Here is a 14,319-nt window from a genome sequence, read left to right as displayed (position 1 = left end):
GCAGCGCTCATCAGAAGCTGAACCCCAGCCGCAGGTGCAGCCGCACCTCCTTGGTTTTCACGCCATAGGCCAGGTCGGCCTGCAGCGGCCCCACAGGGCTGCGCCAGCGCACGCCAGCGCCAATGCCCACGCGCGGGTCCAGGTCGCCCAGGCGGTCGGCCACCGCGCCAGCATCCACGAACAGCGTGCTCTCCCAGTCGGTCATGGCGCCCTGGTAGACGATGGGGCGCTGCCATTCGACGCTGCCCACGGCCAGGTAGCGGCCGCCGTAGAGCTGGCCGTTGTCGGTGCGGGCGCCGATGCTGCGGTAGCCGTAGCCACGCACCGTGGTGTCGCCCCCGGTCAGGAAGAGTTGGGTGACAGGGATCTGCGCGCCATCGCGCGCCAGCACGGTCCCGCCCTCTGCGCGCAAGGCCACGCGGGCACTGCGGCCCACGCCAGCGGCGTCCTGCACGCGGCCTGCGGGGATGAACGACTGCCAGCGCACCAGGGTGCGCACAAACGGGTCGCGCTCAGGCCGCAGCGTGGTGCCCAGCCCCAGCTCCACGGCGATGCCATGGCCGCGCGTGGGGGCGGTGGCGCTGTTGAAGTAGCGGCCCGTCCAGCCGTAGTTCACGCTCAGGGCCGTGCTGGTGTCGGAGGGTGACTGCACGTTGGCGGCAAGCCCCTGGCTGTTGGCGTAGTCGTACTGCAGGAAGTAGTTGCGGTCGATGTTCTTGGTGCTTTTGCTGCGGCCGTAGCGCACGCGCCCGCTGTTGACGTCGTAGTCGCCCGTCGCCTCGCGCTGCAGCTGGGCGCCTGCAAACCAGCGCCAGCCGTTGTTGTTGGGCAGGTCGGTCCATTCGCTGCTGGCGTGTTTGGTCTCGCGGTCCAGCGAGAGCTTGCTCACCGCGCGCCAACCGATGACGGGCAACTGGTTGTGGATGTGCTCCAGCGACAGGCGCGCGCCGCTGTCCGTCGAGAAGCCGGGGCCGAACACCAGCTTTTGCATCGGTGCCTCACGCACCTGGGCCACCACGGGCGCGGCCTGCGGGTCAGTGCCCTCGGTGTCGAGCGTGAGGAACACCGAATCGTAGTAACCGCTGCTGGCCAGCCGCAGCTGGGCGTCGAGCAGTTCGGCCTCGTCATACACCGCACCTGTGGCCAGGCGTGCCAGGCGCCGGGCGCCATCGGGGTCGTAGCGCTGGCTGCCCTCTACCCGCAGCGGTCCGAAGCGGTAGGGCGGGCCGGGCTCGTAGGTCACGCTGAGTTTTGCCGCGTGTTGGTCGGCATCGATCTCGGCCCGGCTGCTGGCGATGCGGGCGGTGGGGTGGCGGCGCGCCTGCAGCTGGCGCAGGCCGTCGTTCTTGGCCGAGTCCCAGGCAGACTGGGTGAACGGCTGGCCCGGCTGCAGGGACCAGTTGCGCTGCACGCGCTGCTGCTGGCGGATGCTGGCGCTGGTACCAGTTTCTTCTGTTGGTCGCTCCGCGCTGGAGCTGTCCGTACCGCCCGTGTTGCCCGTGAAGTCGATGTCCGCGCTGGCAATGCGGGTCTGCGGGCCGGGCTGTACCGTGACCACCACCGTGCGCGGGACAGCCTTGCTGTCGGGCGTTTCGGTCAGTTCCACCGTGATGGTGGGTGCAAAGTAGCCCATCGTGCCCAACAGTTCGCGGGCGTTGGCATTGGCTGCGCCCAGCAGGCGCTGCAGCTCGTTGGCGTGGAGATCGGGCAGGTGGCGAAAGCGCTGCAGCTCCAGGTGGCGCTCCAGCGTCTCGCGCACGTTGGCGGGGGCGTTGACCTGAACGGCGAAAGACGGCTTGCCCGATTCGGCAATGGCAGGGGTGGGCGCCGAGCCTGTGCTCTCGCTATCCTCACCGCGCGGCAGCAGGCTGCAGCCCTGCAGACACAGCGCGCTGAAAAGCAGCAACGCCGACCATGGGGCCGGCGTTGAGAAAAGGGCAGTGGGGCGCAGGACGCGAAAAGGCACGGCAGGAGAAGGTGGTTTGGGTGGTTGGGGCTGGCTTCAAAACCGGCCCACCGCCACTATGCACCCAAAATCAGCCCCGTCGTGTCAGACAGTTCCGCGCGATGGGCTCCAAAGCGCTGCGGCCCCATCCCGCCTACTTCGACAGCAGCCGCATGGTCTCTTCCAGCCCCTTGAGCGACAGCGGGTACATGCGGTTGCTCACCAGTTGCTGGATGATGCTGATGCTCTGGCGGTACTGCCATACGCCCTGGGGCTCGGGGTTGATCCACGCAAACTTGGGGAAGGCGTGCGTGAGGCGCTGAATCCACTCGGCGCCCGCTTCCTCGTTGTTGTATTCCACACTACCGCCGGGCTGCAGGATTTCGTAGGGGCTCATGGTCGCGTCGCCCACAAAGATCAGCTTGTAGTCCTTGTTGTACTTGCGGATGATGTCCAGGGTCGGAAACTTCTCGGCAAAGCGGCGGCGGTTGTTCTTCCACATGAAGTCGTACACGCAGTTGTGGAAGTAATAGAACTCGAGGTGCTTGAACTCGCTCTTGACCGCGCTGAAAAGCTCTTCCACCCGCTGGATGTGCTCGTCCATGGTGCCGCCCACGTCCATCAGCAGCAGCACCTTCACGTTGTTGTGCCGCTCGGGCACCATCTTGATGTCCAGGTAACCTGCGTTGGCGGCAGTGCTGCGGATGGTGTCTGGCAGGTCCAGCTCCAGCTCATGCCCCTCGCGCGCAAACTTGCGCAGGCGGCGCAGCGCTACCTTGATGTTGCGCGTGCCCAGCTCCTGCTGGTCGTCGTAGTCCTTGTAGGCGCGCTGCTCCCACACCTTCACCGCGCTCTTGTTCTTGCCCGCGCCGCCAATGCGCACGCCCTGCGGGTTGTAGCCGCCGTGGCCGAACGGGCTGGTGCCGCCCGTGCCGATCCACTTGCTGCCGCCTTCGTGGCGCTCTTTCTGTTCTTCGAGGCGCTTCTTGAGCGTTTCCATCAACTCGTCCCAGCCCATCTTCTCGATGGCGGCCTTCTGCTCGGGCGTGAGTTCGTTCTCCAGGATCTTGCGCAGCCAGTCGGCCGGGATCTCCTTGGTGAAGTCGGCCACCATCTCCACGCCCTTGAAGTAGGCGCCAAAGGCCCGGTCGAACTTGTCGTAGTGCTTCTCGTCCTTGACCAGCGTGAGGCGCGAGAGGTTGTAGAAATCGTCCAGGCTCCACGCGTCGTCCGACTTGGGACCCACCACACCGGCCTGCAGGGCTTCGAGCAGGGTGAGGTATTCCTTGACCGACACTGGCAACTTGGCCGAGCGCAGGGTGTAGAAGAAGTCGATCAGCATGATTTTGGCCTCCAGCGCTTATTTGGTAAGCGTTCGACGCTCTAAAAGATATAGCAACTGCGCCTTGGCCTCAGGCCACTCGCCTGAGCGCATGCTGTACATCACCGTGTCGCGAATGGTGCCGTCGCGGCGCAGCGCGTGGCCGCGCAGCACGCCGTCCTTCTTGGCGCCCAGGCGTTCGATGGCTTTTTGCGATGCAAAGTTGTAGTTGTCGGTGCGCCAGCCCACCACATGGCAGCCCAGCGTGTCGAAGGCGTGGCCCATCATCAAGAGCTTGGCGGTGGTGTTGACGTGGGTGCGCTGCACACTTTGGCAGTACCAGGTCCAGCCGATCTCCACGCGCTTCACGGCCGGCACGATGTCGTGGTAGCTGGTGGAGCCGAGCACCTTGCCGGTGGCGTCATCCACCACAGCAAAGGCAAAGCGGTTCCCGTCTTCGCGCATCTTCAAGGCGGCTTCGATGTACGCGCGGGTGTCCTGGGGCTCGGGTACCGAGGTGATGCGCAGCTTCCACAGCTCGCCATCGGCCGCAGCGGCGGCCAAGCCGTGTTCGTGGGAGAGCGCCAGGGGCTCCAGGCGGATGCCTCGGTCGCGCAGGGTGACTGGTTCTACAAAAGCCATGGGTCTTTTCTCTTCGTCAATCCTTGGAGGGCTTGTTGCGCCGACTGGTCTGCCAGCGCCGCGCAGCGTGCAGGCCCAAGCCGCCGCCCAGTCCCACCAGGGCAATGCCCACCAGGGCCGGGGTGCCGTAGCCTGGCGCAAAGATGTCCATGCCCAGCCACTGACCCAGCCAGAAACCGGCGAGTGCGCCGCCAACAAAACCAATGGCGTCGGCAATGCCGTCTGCCAGCGAAGGGGTAGGGTGTTGGGACATTGCCGGGGAGTCAGCGGTTGCGCTGATTCATGAACACCAGCTTTTCGAACAGGCTCACGTCCTGTTCATTCTTGAGCAGCGCCCCCACCAGCGGGGGTACCGCCACCTTGTTATCGGCGCTTTGCAAGGCGGTGAGCGGAATGTCTTCTGCCACCAGCAGCTTGAGCCAGTCGATCAGTTCGCTGGTCGATGGCTTCTTCTTGAGGCCCGGCAGATTGCGCACGTCATAGAACGTCTTCATCGCCACGCTGAGCAGCTCGCTCTTGAGCGTTGGGAAGTGCACGTTGATGATCTGCCGCATGGTGTCGGCTTCGGGGAACTTGATGAAGTGGAAGAAGCAGCGGCGCAGGAAGGCGTCGGGCAGCTCCTTTTCGTTGTTCGACGTGATGAACACCAGCGGGCGGTGCTTGGCCTTGATGAGTTCGCGTGTTTCGTAGCAGTAGAACTCCATGCGGTCGATCTCGCGCAGCAGGTCGTTCGGGAATTCGATGTCGGCCTTGTCGATCTCGTCGATCAGCAGTGCAACGGGCCGGTCGGCCGTGAAGGCTTGCCACAGCACGCCCTGGATGATGTAGTTGCGGATGTTTTTCACGCGCTCGGCGCTGTCGCCGTCGTTGAGCTGGCTGTCCCGCAAGCGACTCACGGCGTCATATTCATACAGGCCCTGCTGGGCCTTGGTGGTGGACTTGATGTGCCACTGCAACAGCGGCATGTCCAGCGCTTGGGCCACTTCCTCGGCCAGCATCGTCTTGCCCGTGCCGGGCTCGCCCTTGATCAGCAGCGGTCGTTGCAGCGTGATGGCGGCATTGACGGCGAGCATCAGGTCCTGGGTGGCGACGTAGTTCTGGGAGCCTTGGAATTTCATGGGGGAAAACACCGGATCGTTGATGAATGGGCTTGACAGGGCGCTGGCTATAATCGGCGGCTGATCAGAGCCCAGAGCTGAACTTCCACGAGATTGTGCGCGCAAAATGAACAAAACGCTGACCACGCTATTTGCCCTGGCTGTCGCTTCCGTGACCGCCTTGTCCCATGCCCAGGAAGCCAAAGGCGACGTGGAAGCCGGCAAGCAAAAGATTGCCATGTGCATTGGCTGCCACGGCATTGTTGGCTACCAGGCCAGCTTTCCTGAGATTCACAAGGTACCCATGATCTCGGGCCAGAGCGCCAAGTACATTGCGGCAGCGCTGGTCGCCTACCAGAAGGGCGAGCGCAAGCATCCCACCATGCGCGGCATTGCCGAGTCGTTGTCCGAGAAGGACATCGCAGACGTGTCGGCCTATTACGAACAGCACGGCAAGACGGGGGCCGAGCTGCCCGCCAAGCCCGGCCGCGAACCCAGTGTGCAGGTGGCCGAGCTGTTGAAGAAGGGCGCCTGCGTGTCCTGCCACGGCGACAACTTCGCCAAGCCCATTGATCCCTCGTACCCCAAGATCGCCGGCCAGCATGCCGACTACCTCTTCGTGGCCCTCAAGTCCTACAAGGTCGAGAAGAACGCCAACGTGGGCCGTGGTAACGCCATCATGGGCGGTGTGGCCAAGCAATTCACCAACGCTGAGCTGAAGGCGCTGTCCAACTACATCAGCGGCCTCGAAGGCGATCTGCACACGGTGCCCCAGTCGCGTTTCCGTTAAGCGACACCACCGTTGATAAAAAGCCCGCTTCGGCGGGCTTTTTGCTGGGCCATCCAATCGTCAGCGGCTGGCGGCCATGGCGCCAACGGCCAGGCACACGCAGGCCGTGGTTGTCAGGCGCCAGCGCAGCGGCAGGTACCACGCTGGCAGCGATGTGCGTGCGGCCAGCCGATGGTCTTGCACCAGGTGCGCCACAAAGCCTGTCACCAGCAGCGCTGCCCCTCCCGCTGGGGGTAACAGCGTCGCAGGCCAGGCCATCAGCGATGGCACCACACTCCACACAAAGCAGCGTGTGCGCTCGGCGGTGCTGAGGCCGCTCTGCGCCATGGCGAAGCCCCAGTGCAGCGCTCCCACAAAGCTCAGAATCACCGCGCCATAGGCCAGTAGCGCCGCGCTCCACCAGGGCGTGGTGGGTGCCAACAGGCCCACAGCCGCCAGTGCCACAAACGGCAGCAGGCCACCATAGCCCAGCCAGGCCACGGGACCAGGGATCGGCGCAGGGGGCGGTGAAGTCAAGGGTTGTGCGGATGGGTGACTGTGCATGGTGCCTCCGGGTGCGGTGCCCGCATTGTCTGGAAAGCGCGACTCCCGAGTGCGGTGCATGGTTGTGTGTATGCCGTGAGCGGCGTTCCAAGCGCGCTGCGCCTACACGGAGCCGCCGTTGTGCAACGGTAAAATGGAAGCTGGGTGTCGGCGCCATGGTGGCCTGGCAGGTTCATGCGCTGGTCGGGCCGCCACGCGGTTTTTCTGCGACCCATGAACTCCTCTCCCACCCTGATCCAGGTGATCGGTGCCGTCCTGTTCGGCCTGGCCATCCTCCACACCTTCTCCACCAAGTATTTCGAACGCCTGGCGCATACGCAGCCCAAGCATGCGGGCATCTGGCATTTGCTGGGCGAGGTCGAGGTGGTCTTCGGCTTCTGGGCGCTGGTGCTCATGCTGTTCATGTTCTCCATCAGCGGCAAGCAGGAGGCCACGGCCTACCTGGACTCGCGCAATTTCACCGAACCGCTGTTTGTGTTCGCGATCATGGTGATTGCGGCTACACGGCCGATTCTTCAGATGGCTGGCTCCGCGGTGCGGGTGTTGGCAAGGTGCATGCCTTTTCAGCGCGGTGTGGCGATGTACTTTGTGGTGTTGTCCGCCGTTCCGCTGCTGGGCTCCTTCATCACCGAGCCTGCTGCGATGACGCTGGCGGCACTGATGCTGCGTGACATCCTGTTTTCGCAGCCTTTGTCGAACAAGCTCAAGTATTCGACCATTGGCGTGCTGTTCGTCAACATCTCGATCGGCGGCACCCTCACGCCGTTCGCTGCGCCGCCGGTGCTCATGGTGGCGGCGCAGTGGAACTGGGACCTGTGGTTCATGGTGTCCAACTTTGGCTGGAAGGCGGCCGTCGCAGTGGTGGTCAACGCCGGTATCGCCACGCTGCTGTTTCGCCAACAGGTGGGGCACATGGGACGCAAGATCACGACGCACGAGGCGCCCGTGCCTGTGTCTGTGATGCTGGTGCATCTGGTATTCCTGGGGCTTGTCGTGCTGTTTGCGCACCACCCAGCAGTCTTCATGGGCCTGTTCCTGTTTTTCATGGGGTTCACCACGGCCTACCAACGCCACCAAAACCCGCTGATCCTGCGGGAGGCCTTGCTGGTGGCTTTCTTCCTGGCCGGGCTGGTGGTGCTGGGTGGTTTGCAGCAGTGGTGGCTGCAGCCGGTGCTCATGAAGATGGACGCCAATGCCGTGTTCTTTGGGGCGGCGGCGCTCACGGCCTTCACAGACAACGCTGCGCTGACCTACCTGGGCTCTTTGGTCGAAGGCCTGAGCGACGAGTTCAAGGTCGCGTTGGTGGCGGGTGCAGTAACGGGTGGGGGGCTGACTGTGATTGCCAATGCACCCAACCCCGCAGGCGCGGCAATCCTGAAAGAGAAGTTCGCTGACAACGCCATCCACCCCTTGGGGCTGCTGCTGGGTGCCTTGCCACCTACCATGGTGGCGGTGCTGGCGTTCAAGTTATTGTGACCGGCCAGCGGACGTAGCGTGGGTGGTCAGTCCCGTGTGGCGCGCCGCTGCACGCAGGCGATGTAGGCGTCGCCATCGGGCGGACGGCCTGCGCGCTGGCTCTCCCACAGCATCTCGCCCAGGCAGTCCATGGCGGCATGGTGCGCGTCGTGCAAGGAGTCGAGCCGTGCCGTCAGCAGCTCCACCGCCTGGCGGATGCCGCGCGGCTGGTCGATGCTGCACTGCTCGCTGATGGACAGGTGCATCGAGAGGTGCAGGAAGGGATTGGTCTGCCCCGGTGTTTCGTCGTAGTTGCGGGCCACGGCCGCATCGGCGTCGGACAGGTCGGCGTGGTACTCGGGGTGCTCGGCGATCCACAGGCTGGCCAGCGTCTCGATGGCTTCCATGGGGGCGCCGCTCTGGGTCTTGGCGTGCACACCGCATAGAAAGCGGCGCACATCGGCTTGGGAGGGGCTGAACATGGGGCGTGAGGGTAGCACGCAGGGCAAGAGCCTGGAGCGCACAGGGGAAGGCGGTTCGGATCGCGCCCGCCTGCTACATCGCGCCGGGGCGGCGTCCTACGCTGGCCCTGCGCTGGCGCACCTACATTGGGCTGGCGCAAAGGTCGGGAGCCGGGTCCACTTTGTCGCAGTCCTCCAAACCCGGCATCGGGAGAAGTGTCATGAATGCAATGCGAATCGTTGGTGTGCTGTTGTTGGTGGTGGGGCTGGCCGGGTTTTTGACCGGCGGCTTCAGCTTTACCAAGGACACCACCCAAGCCAAGCTGGGCCCGCTGGAGCTCACCGTGAAGGAAAAAGAATCCGTCAATATCCCCCAGTGGATGAGCCTGGGTGCGATGGTGCTGGGCGGCGTGGTGCTGGTGCTGGGGTTTCGCAAGAACTGATTTCACCTGTCATGGCGAGCGACTGGGGTTACGACTCCGGTTCTTGCCCTCTCCAACTAAGACGGGAGTCGGTGCTTTAGCACGGGCTGCTCGTTGCGAGGGTGATCACCGGCTCTTCTCGGTGTGCCTTCCTCCCTTCATCATCCCCTCGGTGCGCCCATCATCCGCGAGATGGTCCGGGCCGCGCTCAGCAGTGCAGGCAGCAGCGTCTCCTGCATCACCGCCGCACTCGTGCGATTGGCCTGGCCGCTGATGTTGAGCGCCGCCACCGTCTGCCCCGTGCGGTTGGTCAACGGCGCAGCAATCGATATCAAACCCTCTTCCAGTTCCTGGTTCACCAGGCACCAGCCCTGCTGCCGCGCCTGGCGGATGTGGGCCAGCAGCGCATCCACATCGGTGGTGGTGTGTTCGGTAAAACGCTGCATCGAGTGGCCCTGCAGCCGGGCCTGCAGTTCGTCGTCCGGCAACCCGGCCAGCAGCATGCGGCCCATGGACGTCCAGCACGCAGGCAGGCGCGAGCCCACGCCCAGCGTGGTGCGCATGATCTTGTGCGTGGGCACGCGCAGCACATAGACGATGTCCAGGCCGTCCAGCACGGCGGCCGATGACGACTCGCGCACCTCTTCCACCAGGTCTTCCATCACCGGCTCGGCCAGGTTCCAGATGGGCAGCGAAGACAGGTACGCAAACCCCAGGTCCAGGATGCGCGGGCTCAAACGAAACAGCTTGCCATCCGTCTCCACATAGCCCAGCGTCTGCAGCGTGAGCAGGATGCGGCGCGCGCCGGCGCGCGTCAGGCCGGTCTGCGCGGCGACTTCACTCAAGGTCTGCTGCGGTGTGGCCGCGCTGAACGAGCGGATCACCTCCAGCCCGCGCGCGAACGACTGCACATAGCTGTCGCTAGGTTTGGGGTCTTTGGCTTCAGGGGTTTGTGAATTCATACGTATGCCAACTATAATTCTTTAAGCGAACATTTGTTCTATATGCGAACAAATTTCAAAGAGACAACAGAGAAACCAAGAAAGCGTTGCAATGATCAACAAACTGGCGGACTCGGTGGCCCAGGCCCTTGCGGGGGTGAAGGATGGTGCCACGGTGTTGATAGGCGGGTTCGGCACGGCCGGCATTCCGGGCGAGCTGATCGATGGCCTCATTGCCCAGGGCGCGCGGGACCTCACGGTGGTCAACAACAACGCAGGCAATGCCGACCAGGGCTTGGCCGCGCTGCTCAAGGCAGGGCAGGTGCGCAAGATCATCTGCAGTTTTCCGCGCCAGGTCGACAGCTACGTGTTCGACGAGCTGTACCGCAATGGCAAGCTGGAGCTGGAACTGGTGCCCCAGGGCAACCTGGCCGAGCGCCTGCGTGCTGCGGGTGCGGGCATCGGCGCCTTTTTCTGCCCCACGGCCTATGGCACCGAACTGGCTGCGGGCAAGGAAACGCGCGAGATCAACGGCAAACACTACGTGCTGGAGTACCCCATCCATGGCGATGTGGCCCTGATCAAGGCGGAGAAGGGTGACCGCTGGGGCAACCTCACTTACCGCATGTCTGCGCGCAATTTTGGTCCGGTGATGGCGACCGCAGCCAGGACCACGGTGGCCACCGTGCACGAGGTGGTGGAGCTGGGCGCGCTCGACCCCGAAGCCATCGTCACCCCGGGCATCTACGTGAGCCATGTCGTGAAGATCGCGCGCACGGCCACGCAAGCGGGTGGTTTCAAGAAAACAGCATGAAATTGGTACCTACCGCCTGAGGAATAAGCGTGAGCAGCTATCAAAAACGTAGTAAAGAAGAACTGGCGAAGCGCGTGGCGCAGGACATCCACGACGGCGCCTACGTCAACCTGGGCATCGGCCAGCCGACCCTGGTCGCCAACCACATCCCGGCAGGCCGCGAAGTCATCCTGCAAAGCGAAAACGGCATCCTGGGCATGGGCCCTGCGCCCGCTGCGGGTCTGGAGGACTATGACCTGATCAACGCAGGCAAGCAGCCCGTGACATTGTTGCCCGGCGGTGCGTACTTCCACCACGCCGACAGCTTCGCGATGATGCGCGGCGGGCACCTCGACATCTGCGTGCTGGGCGCCTTCCAGGTCAGCGCCACGGGTGACCTGGCCAACTGGAGCACGGGCGAGCCCGGCGCCATCCCCGCCGTGGGCGGCGCCATGGACCTGGCCATCGGCGCCAAGCAGACCTGGGTGATGATGGACCTGCTGACCAAGCAGGGCGCGAGCAAGATCGTGACGCAATGCAGCTACCCGCTCACCGGTGTCGCCTGCGTGAAGCGCATCTACACCGATCTGTGCACACTGGCCTGCACGCCCACCGGGCTTCAGCTCATCGACACCGTGCCCGGCCTGTCGCACGCTGAGCTGGAGCAACTGGTGGGCCTGCCCATCCAGGCCCCTGCCGCCTGACCCAATCCCACCCGAGAACTGAGGAGACAACACCATGACCACACGCCAAGCCTTCATCTGCGACGCCATTCGCACCCCCTTCGGCCGCTACGGCGGCGCGCTCTCCAGCGTGCGCACCGACGACCTGGGCGCCATCCCCATCAAGGCGCTGATGGACCGCAACCCCGGGGTGGACTGGGCGGCCGTGACTGACGTGCTCTATGGCTGCGCCAACCAGGCCGGTGAAGACAACCGCAACGTGGCCCACATGAGCAGCCTGCTGGCGGGCTTGCCGATCGACGTGCCCGGGGCCACCATCAACCGCCTGTGCGGCTCGGGCCTGGACGCCGTGGGCACCGCAGCGCGCGCCATCAAGGCGGGCGAGGCGGGCCTGATGATTGCAGGCGGCGTGGAGAGCATGAGCCGTGCGCCCTTCGTCATGCCCAAAGCAGAGTCGGCCTTCAGCCGCAGCAACGCGGTGTACGACACCACCATCGGCTGGCGCTTCATCAACAAGCTGATGAAGGAAAAGTACGGCGTCGACTCCATGCCCGAAACCGCCGAGAACGTGGCCACCGACTTCAAGATCGAGCGCGAAGCCCAGGACCAGATGGCGCTGCGCAGCCAGCTCAACGCCGTGGCCGCCATCCAGGCCGGGCATCTGGCGCGCGAGATCGTGCCGGTGCACATCCCGCAAAAGAAGGGCGACGCCATCATCGTGAGCCAGGACGAACACCCGCGTGAGACCAGCATCGAAGCGCTGGCCAAGCTCAAGGGTGTGGTGCGGCCCGATGGCACGGTCACGGCGGGCAACGCGTCGGGTGTGAACGACGGCGCCTGCGCGCTGCTGCTGGCCGATGAAGCCAACGCCGCCAAACATGGCCTCAAGCCCCGCGCCCGCGTGGTGGGCATGGCCGTGGCCGGTGTGGCGCCGCGCATCATGGGCTTTGGCCCCACGCCCGCCACCCTGAAGGTGCTGGCGCAGACGGGCCTGACCATCGACCACATGGATGTGATCGAACTGAACGAGGCCTTTGCTGCGCAAGGCCTGGCCGTGCTGCGCGCGCTGGGGCTGAAGGACGACGATGCCCGCGTGAACGCCTGGGGCGGTGCCATTGCGCTGGGCCACCCGCTGGGCGCCAGCGGCGCGCGCCTGGTCACCACCGCCGTGAACCGCCTGCACGAACACGCCGGACAGTACGCGCTGTGCACCATGTGCATCGGCGTGGGCCAGGGCATTGCCGTGATCCTGGAGCGCGTGTGACCGTGATCGAGCGCAACCCCACGCCCGTCACCGTCATCACCGGCGCCAGCAACGGCATCGGCCGCGCGATTGCCGAGGCCGTGCTGGCCCAGGGCCACGCGGTGGTCAACCTGGACTACGTGTTGCCCACGTGGAGCCACCCGCAACTCACCTCGTACCAGGGCGATCTGACCGACGAGGCATCGACCCGCGAGCGCGCGGCCGAGATTGCGGCCAAACACAACGTCACCGCGCTGGTGAACAACGCGGGTGCCACGCGCCCCGGCACCATCGACACCGCCACCACCGCGCAGCTGGATGACGTGGTGGGCTTGCACCTGCGCGCGCCCATGCTGCTGGTGCAAGCGTTTCTGCCCACGCTGCGCGCCAGCGGTCAGGGCCGCATCGTCAACATGTCGTCGCGCGCCGCGCTGGGCAAAGGTGAGCGCATCGTCTACTCCGCCACCAAGGCCGGGATGATCGGCATGACACGCACGCTGGCCATGGAGCTGGGGCGTGACGGCATCACCGTCAACGCGATTGGTCCCGGGCCCATCGCCACCGAACTCTTCCGCCAGAGCAACCCCGACGGAGCGCCGCAAACGCAGCGCATCCTGAACAGCATTGCCGTGGGCCGCATGGGCACGCCCGACGACGTGGCGCGCGCAGCGCTGTTCTTCCTCTCGCCCGACAACGGTTTCGTGACCGGGCAGGTGTTGTACGTGTGCGGAGGCACCACGCTGGGAGTGGCGCCTGTTTAACAACCTGAACTGATCTTCCCTGCCGCCCCGCCAGGGGCACCCCCGTTCTCGCCCGGAGGCCTCGACGCCCGGTTGAGGCCATGGCGCGGCCAGACGCGGGTCAACGCGGCACTGGTGGCACCGACCCATTCATTCATCCACCTTCTTGAAGGAGACAAACCATGACCCGTTCCATTCACACCACCCGCCGCTTCGCGCTGTCGGCCGCTGCTGTCACCGCCCTCGCAGGTATCGGCCTGCTGGGCAGCAGCTCCGCACTGGCCCAGGCCTACCCGAGCAAGCCCGTCACCATCGTCGTTCCTTTTGCGGCAGGCGGCACCACCGACATCCTGGCCCGCATCATCGGCCAGGCGCTGACCACAGAGCTGGGCCAGTCGGTCATCGTGGACAACCGCGCGGGCGCGGGCGGCAACATCGGCGGCGCCATGGCGGCCAAGGCGCCGGCCGATGGCTACACCCTGTTCATGGGCACCGTGGGCACGCACGCCATCAACGCCAGCCTGTACAAGAAGATGCCGTTCGACCCCATCAAGGACTTTGCCCCGCTCACGCGCGTGGCCAACGTGCCCAACCTGCTGGTGGCCAACCCGGCCCAGCCCTACAAGAGCGTGAAGGAGCTGATCGCCTACGCCAAGGCCAACCCCGGCAAGGTCAACTTCGGCTCGTCCGGCAACGGCAGCTCCATCCACCTGTCGGGCGAGCTGTTCAAAAGCCTCGCCAAGGTGGACATGGTGCACGTGCCCTACAAGGGCAGCGCCCCGGCCGTCACCGACCTGCTGGGCAACCAGATCGGCATCATGTTCGACAACATGCCCTCGGCCATCCAGCACGTGCGCAGCGGCAAGCTGGTGCCCATTGCCGTGACCACGGCCAAGCGCTCGCCCGAGCTGCCCAATGTGCCCACCATCGCCGAAGCCGGCGTGGCGGGCTACGAAGCGACTTCATGGTTTGGCATGTTCGCACCCACCGGCACGCCCGCGCCGGTGCTGGCCAGGCTCAACACCGCGTTGGTCAAGGTGCTGAACCAGGCCGAGGTGAAGAAGAAGATCAACGAGCAGGGCGCCGAGACGTACAGCGAAACGCCCGAGCAGTTTGCTGCCTTCATCCAGGCCGAGTCGGTGAAGTGGGGCAAGGTCGTCAAGGAGTCGGGCGCGAGTCTCGACTGATCCGCGCCTTCGATCACTGCAGCTACCAAATTGATAGCTGCTGCCGCCTGTTCGAC

At 64.9% G+C, this 14,319-nt stretch carries 16 protein-coding genes; 8 read left to right on the top strand and 8 right to left on the bottom strand.

The genetic code is table 11. The features are described 5' to 3' along the window. Positions 1–10: 10 nt before the first annotated feature. The 5 genes from ACODS0_RS02440 to ACODS0_RS02420 all read right to left on the bottom strand — a co-directional run bounded on the left by ACODS0_RS02440 (position 11) and on the right by ACODS0_RS02420 (position 5,026). Complete coding sequence (locus tag ACODS0_RS02440; RefSeq protein ID WP_488832507.1) at positions 11–1,966, bottom strand: autotransporter assembly complex protein TamA; 1,956 nt, start codon at positions 1,964–1,966, stop codon at positions 11–13. A 133-nt stretch (positions 1,967–2,099) separates the two neighbouring features. Further along, positions 2,100–3,287, bottom strand: coding sequence for a vWA domain-containing protein (locus ACODS0_RS02435; protein ID WP_121420979.1), 1,188 nt, complete (start codon positions 3,285–3,287; stop codon positions 2,100–2,102). Positions 3,288–3,305: 18 nt separating this feature from the next. Beyond that, positions 3,306–3,908 carry a GNAT family N-acetyltransferase gene (locus tag ACODS0_RS02430; protein ID WP_121420978.1) on the bottom strand — a complete coding sequence of 201 codons (603 nt, stop codon included), beginning with the start codon at positions 3,906–3,908 and terminating at the stop codon, positions 3,306–3,308. Between the two features lie 16 nt (positions 3,909–3,924). After that, positions 3,925–4,161: a hypothetical protein gene (locus tag ACODS0_RS02425; RefSeq protein ID WP_055401590.1), complete on the bottom strand. Its 237-nt coding sequence runs from the start codon at positions 4,159–4,161 to the stop codon at positions 3,925–3,927. A gap of 10 nt (positions 4,162–4,171) precedes the next feature. Further along, the gene (locus ACODS0_RS02420) at positions 4,172–5,026 is read right to left on the bottom strand and encodes an AAA family ATPase (RefSeq protein ID WP_055401588.1); all 855 of its coding nucleotides are present in this window, start codon (positions 5,024–5,026) and stop codon (positions 4,172–4,174) included. Between the two features lie 106 nt (positions 5,027–5,132). Here ACODS0_RS02420 and ACODS0_RS02415 point away from each other — a divergent pair, with 106 nt between their 5' ends. Further along, the gene (locus tag ACODS0_RS02415; protein WP_055401586.1) at positions 5,133–5,795 is read left to right on the top strand and encodes a c-type cytochrome; all 663 of its coding nucleotides are present in this window, start codon (positions 5,133–5,135) and stop codon (positions 5,793–5,795) included. Between the two features lie 60 nt (positions 5,796–5,855). On the opposite strand, the gene ACODS0_RS02410 is transcribed toward ACODS0_RS02415, so the two are convergent. Next, the gene (locus tag ACODS0_RS02410) at positions 5,856–6,311 is read right to left on the bottom strand and encodes a DUF3429 domain-containing protein (RefSeq protein WP_488832500.1); all 456 of its coding nucleotides are present in this window, start codon (positions 6,309–6,311) and stop codon (positions 5,856–5,858) included. Positions 6,312–6,551: 240 nt separating this feature from the next. On the opposite strand from ACODS0_RS02410, the gene ACODS0_RS02405 reads away from it, so the two are divergent. Next, on the top strand, positions 6,552–7,814 hold the full coding sequence (locus ACODS0_RS02405; protein WP_199726962.1) for a putative Na+/H+ antiporter: 1,263 nt from the start codon (positions 6,552–6,554) through the stop codon (positions 7,812–7,814). A gap of 26 nt (positions 7,815–7,840) precedes the next feature. On the opposite strand, the gene ACODS0_RS02400 is transcribed toward ACODS0_RS02405, so the two are convergent. After that, positions 7,841–8,275 (bottom strand): DUF1841 family protein, encoded by a 435-nt coding sequence (locus ACODS0_RS02400; protein WP_010459392.1) that lies wholly within the window; start codon positions 8,273–8,275, stop codon positions 7,841–7,843. A gap of 200 nt (positions 8,276–8,475) precedes the next feature. Here ACODS0_RS02400 and ACODS0_RS02395 point away from each other — a divergent pair, with 200 nt between their 5' ends. Further along, entirely contained in the window at positions 8,476–8,697 is a 222-nt protein-coding gene (locus ACODS0_RS02395; protein WP_176886849.1) for a hypothetical protein, read from the top strand. Between the two features lie 140 nt (positions 8,698–8,837). Here ACODS0_RS02395 and ACODS0_RS02390 read toward each other — a convergent pair whose 3' ends face one another. Next, complete coding sequence (locus tag ACODS0_RS02390; RefSeq protein ID WP_426305005.1) at positions 8,838–9,638, bottom strand: IclR family transcriptional regulator domain-containing protein; 801 nt, start codon at positions 9,636–9,638, stop codon at positions 8,838–8,840. Between the two features lie 91 nt (positions 9,639–9,729). Between ACODS0_RS02390 and ACODS0_RS02385 the strand changes: the two genes are divergently transcribed. The 5 genes from ACODS0_RS02385 to ACODS0_RS02365 all read left to right on the top strand — a co-directional run bounded on the left by ACODS0_RS02385 (position 9,730) and on the right by ACODS0_RS02365 (position 14,263). Continuing rightward, positions 9,730–10,431, top strand: a complete 702-nt coding sequence (locus ACODS0_RS02385; protein WP_488832496.1) for a 3-oxoacid CoA-transferase subunit A — start codon at positions 9,730–9,732, stop codon at positions 10,429–10,431. A gap of 29 nt (positions 10,432–10,460) precedes the next feature. Beyond that, positions 10,461–11,114 carry a 3-oxoacid CoA-transferase subunit B gene (locus tag ACODS0_RS02380; RefSeq protein WP_488832494.1) on the top strand — a complete coding sequence of 218 codons (654 nt, stop codon included), beginning with the start codon at positions 10,461–10,463 and terminating at the stop codon, positions 11,112–11,114. 34 nt (positions 11,115–11,148) lie between these two features. Further along, on the top strand, positions 11,149–12,357 hold the full coding sequence (pcaF, locus tag ACODS0_RS02375) for a 3-oxoadipyl-CoA thiolase (RefSeq protein WP_488832492.1): 1,209 nt from the start codon (positions 11,149–11,151) through the stop codon (positions 12,355–12,357). Continuing rightward, on the top strand, positions 12,354–13,097 hold the full coding sequence (locus tag ACODS0_RS02370; protein WP_462390627.1) for an SDR family NAD(P)-dependent oxidoreductase: 744 nt from the start codon (positions 12,354–12,356) through the stop codon (positions 13,095–13,097). The genes pcaF and ACODS0_RS02370 overlap by 4 nt, the downstream gene beginning before the upstream one ends. Positions 13,098–13,258: 161 nt before the next feature. Then, on the top strand, positions 13,259–14,263 hold the full coding sequence (locus ACODS0_RS02365) for a Bug family tripartite tricarboxylate transporter substrate binding protein (RefSeq protein WP_488832490.1): 1,005 nt from the start codon (positions 13,259–13,261) through the stop codon (positions 14,261–14,263). Positions 14,264–14,319: the final 56 nt, after the last annotated feature.

The organism is Acidovorax sp. FG60, assembly GCF_057808995.1.
This window is presented reverse-complemented; position numbering and strand designations above follow the sequence as displayed.

Coding starts and splice junctions, on each gene's coding strand:
- ACODS0_RS02435 (WP_121420979.1), bottom strand. CDS start 3,287: ATGCTGATCGACTTCTTCTACACCCTGCGCTCGGCCAAGTTGCCAGTG.
- ACODS0_RS02430 (WP_121420978.1), bottom strand. CDS start 3,908: ATGGCTTTTGTAGAACCAGTCACCCTGCGCGACCGAGGCATCCGCCTG.
- ACODS0_RS02425 (WP_055401590.1), bottom strand. CDS start 4,161: ATGTCCCAACACCCTACCCCTTCGCTGGCAGACGGCATTGCCGACGCC.
- ACODS0_RS02420 (WP_055401588.1), bottom strand. CDS start 5,026: ATGAAATTCCAAGGCTCCCAGAACTACGTCGCCACCCAGGACCTGATG.
- ACODS0_RS02415 (WP_055401586.1), top strand. CDS start 5,133: ATGAACAAAACGCTGACCACGCTATTTGCCCTGGCTGTCGCTTCCGTG.
- ACODS0_RS02405 (WP_199726962.1), top strand. CDS start 6,552: ATGAACTCCTCTCCCACCCTGATCCAGGTGATCGGTGCCGTCCTGTTC.
- ACODS0_RS02400 (WP_010459392.1), bottom strand. CDS start 8,275: ATGTTCAGCCCCTCCCAAGCCGATGTGCGCCGCTTTCTATGCGGTGTG.
- ACODS0_RS02395 (WP_176886849.1), top strand. CDS start 8,476: ATGAATGCAATGCGAATCGTTGGTGTGCTGTTGTTGGTGGTGGGGCTG.
- ACODS0_RS02390 (WP_426305005.1), bottom strand. CDS start 9,638: ATGAATTCACAAACCCCTGAAGCCAAAGACCCCAAACCTAGCGACAGC.
- ACODS0_RS02385 (WP_488832496.1), top strand. CDS start 9,730: ATGATCAACAAACTGGCGGACTCGGTGGCCCAGGCCCTTGCGGGGGTG.
- pcaF (WP_488832492.1), top strand. CDS start 11,149: ATGACCACACGCCAAGCCTTCATCTGCGACGCCATTCGCACCCCCTTC.
- ACODS0_RS02365 (WP_488832490.1), top strand. CDS start 13,259: ATGACCCGTTCCATTCACACCACCCGCCGCTTCGCGCTGTCGGCCGCT.